Raw genomic sequence first — 2434 nt, forward strand, 5'->3', positions numbered from 1 at the left:
GACCCGCCGGCGAGGATGATGCCTTTCATTGGCTATAACCTTTCATTTCTTGCTGCCCTGCGGCCAGCGCGATTTCCGAGAAGGCGGGCGCAGCAATCGACTCCGAAAGCAACGAACTCGCCAAGATTTCCCTCTCGTAGAAGTTGCGACGAAACCATCTTGGCGAGCCGGCTTCCTTCACCAATCTCACTTGCATGCATGAGTTCGTCTGCATGCGTTTCGAGAAAGAAGCCAACAGCGCGGTTGCGGGCAAACTGTTGGGATGGCGTCAAGTTATGCGAGTGATAGACCTCTGCACGCGGCTCGTAAGCCACCTTCAACCCTGAGGCGATAAACCTTGCCGCCATGAGCATGTCCTCGTTGGTGTTAACGTGCTCGAATCCGCCGCATTTGAGATATGCAGTTCGTCGATAAGCGGAACAGGCATCAGATGCAAAAAAAGTCTTAATACCGAGTTTCTCGAGATCACATTTGGAACGAACGGATGGCCGGTCGGGATAGTTGAAACCACGCACCAGCTGTTCAAAACGTCGGGCATCCGCCTTAGGCAGCTGCCTGCCGCTTACGAGAGCGATATCGGAATCATCAAGCATGGGAGCAACAAGCCGCTCCAGGTAATCATCAGAAACAGGCACAGCATCTTGGGTAAGGAAGCATACAAAGTCACCCCTCGACTCCCTTAGTGCCATGTCTCTTGTGGTGCCGTGGTTGAAATCCTGGCGATCAATCTTCAGAAGGCGGACTCTTTTGTGCTGCCGGACCAGCTCTATAGTTTTATCTTCCGAAGCGGAATCAACGATAAGGATATCAACCGGCTGAATAGACTGGTGTTCGAGGGCAATTAAAAGCCCATCGATTTCATGCTCAGCATTAAGAGTCGGAATGATGACGGATATTTCCATCTATCGGCCCGTCCTCTCCTTGCCAAACATGGCGCCGAAAGTGCCAGCAAAACACTTCCAATCCATTCGGAAACAACGGTTCCGCACGTAATGCAATTCGATTTTTTGGCGCAGACCGCTTTCAAATGACGCATCGTTGCGATCCGTCGCCTGCCATAACCCGGTAATTCCAGGTTGAACCGAAAGAAATACAACCTTATCCTCATCAGAAAAATGCATTTCGAGTTCATCACGCGTAATGGGACGAGGACCGATAACGGATAAATCACCATTTAAAACATTAAGAAACTGCGGCATCTCATCGATAGAGCACTTACGAATAAACTGCCCGACCTTAGTGATGCGCGGATCGTTATCGACCTTGCGCTCAATTTCCCACTGATGCAGCTGCTCAAAATTTAAATACTTCTGAACATTGCCAGCATCGGCAACCATGCTGCGCAGCTTAAAGATCTTAATGACCTTGCCATTTTTGCCAATTCGCTCCTGGGTGTACAAGGGACTACCCGGAGACTCTAGACAAATCAGGACGCACACAAGACCCACTGGAATGAATAAAATAGCGATCGCCATAAGACTAAACACAAGGTCAAACAGCCTCTTGACGATGCGATACCCAAGCGTACCGCTCGGCTTTATCTGATTGAAAGCCAGCGCACCAACCGTTGATGTACAACTCTCTGTTACTTCTTTAGCAGTCACGATAAAACTTACGTCCCTGTCCCCAGGAACCCCCCCCGTCCATGAATCAAAATGCGAACGAATTGCCGGTGCAACGTCTCCCTTACGTTTTGCTGGGCACGTCGAGCGGAAGTAACTCCCTAAATGCGGAGTCGCCTTCGCCCACGTCCACCAGGCACCAGCGTTTATGACGGTCGATCTTCTTTACACGGGCCTCTTGCCCCACCAAGGGACCCTGCTCTATGTGCAACACGCCGTCTTCTATGCGCGCAACGCTGTTACGCACCACGCCGTCGTCGTCCAGCACACTGCGGTACCAGCCCTGCGCGTCGTCCGGCATGGGCATGTACGCCCGCTCCCTACTGCCGGCGATGCGGCAGCCAAAGCTCAACTGGGCCAAAGCCCTATCGAGCGCGGCAGCATCGTGCGTAGCGACGAAGAAATATTCCTTGTACATGGGTTTGGTTTGGAGCGACCAGGCACCGTCCCGCTTAAACCAGAACTCCTTTTGCATCACAAAAGCGTCCTGCATAAGGTTGTGCGGGATAATGCGGCGGACCTTTTCGCAGGTCTCGCGCTCTTTTCCATGGGGGGTGTGAACCAGATACCAGCGAACGCGGCCGTGCTGGCTGCTGATGGTGGCGCCGTTAAAAGCGCCTGGCAGCTGCTCTTGGCGCCGTGCCGTCTGTTCCATGTTCTCGCCCCCCCCTTTGGCTTTGCGATGCACGCAAATGCAGGGGCGTTTAGAACAGGCTTCTCGCTCGCAGCTAGGCGCAGTCGCAAAAGTACAGGTTTTTGTAGAGGGGTATGGAGATGTATCTACGGTTGATTTTCAATCTCAACGCAACAGC

3 protein-coding genes are annotated in these 2434 nt (G+C 52.5%); all 3 read right to left on the reverse strand.

Features of this window, described 5'->3' with window-relative positions; translation table 11 throughout:
• Positions 1–32 precede the first annotated feature (32 nt).
• Entirely contained in the window at positions 33–902 is an 870-nt protein-coding gene (locus DW850_RS09940; RefSeq protein WP_117786961.1) for a glycosyltransferase family 2 protein, read from the reverse strand.
• On the reverse strand, positions 903–1604 hold the full coding sequence (locus tag DW850_RS09945; RefSeq protein ID WP_118267526.1) for a sugar transferase: 702 nt from the start codon (positions 1602–1604) through the stop codon (positions 903–905).
• 82 nt (positions 1605–1686) lie between these two features.
• Positions 1687–2277: a hypothetical protein gene (locus DW850_RS09950; RefSeq protein ID WP_117786963.1), complete on the reverse strand. Its 591-nt coding sequence runs from the start codon at positions 2275–2277 to the stop codon at positions 1687–1689.
• Positions 2278–2434 lie beyond the last annotated feature (157 nt).

Source organism: Collinsella sp. AM36-4AA (assembly GCF_003467795.1).
In the GTDB taxonomy this organism is placed as follows: Bacteria; Actinomycetota; Coriobacteriia; order Coriobacteriales; family Coriobacteriaceae; genus Collinsella.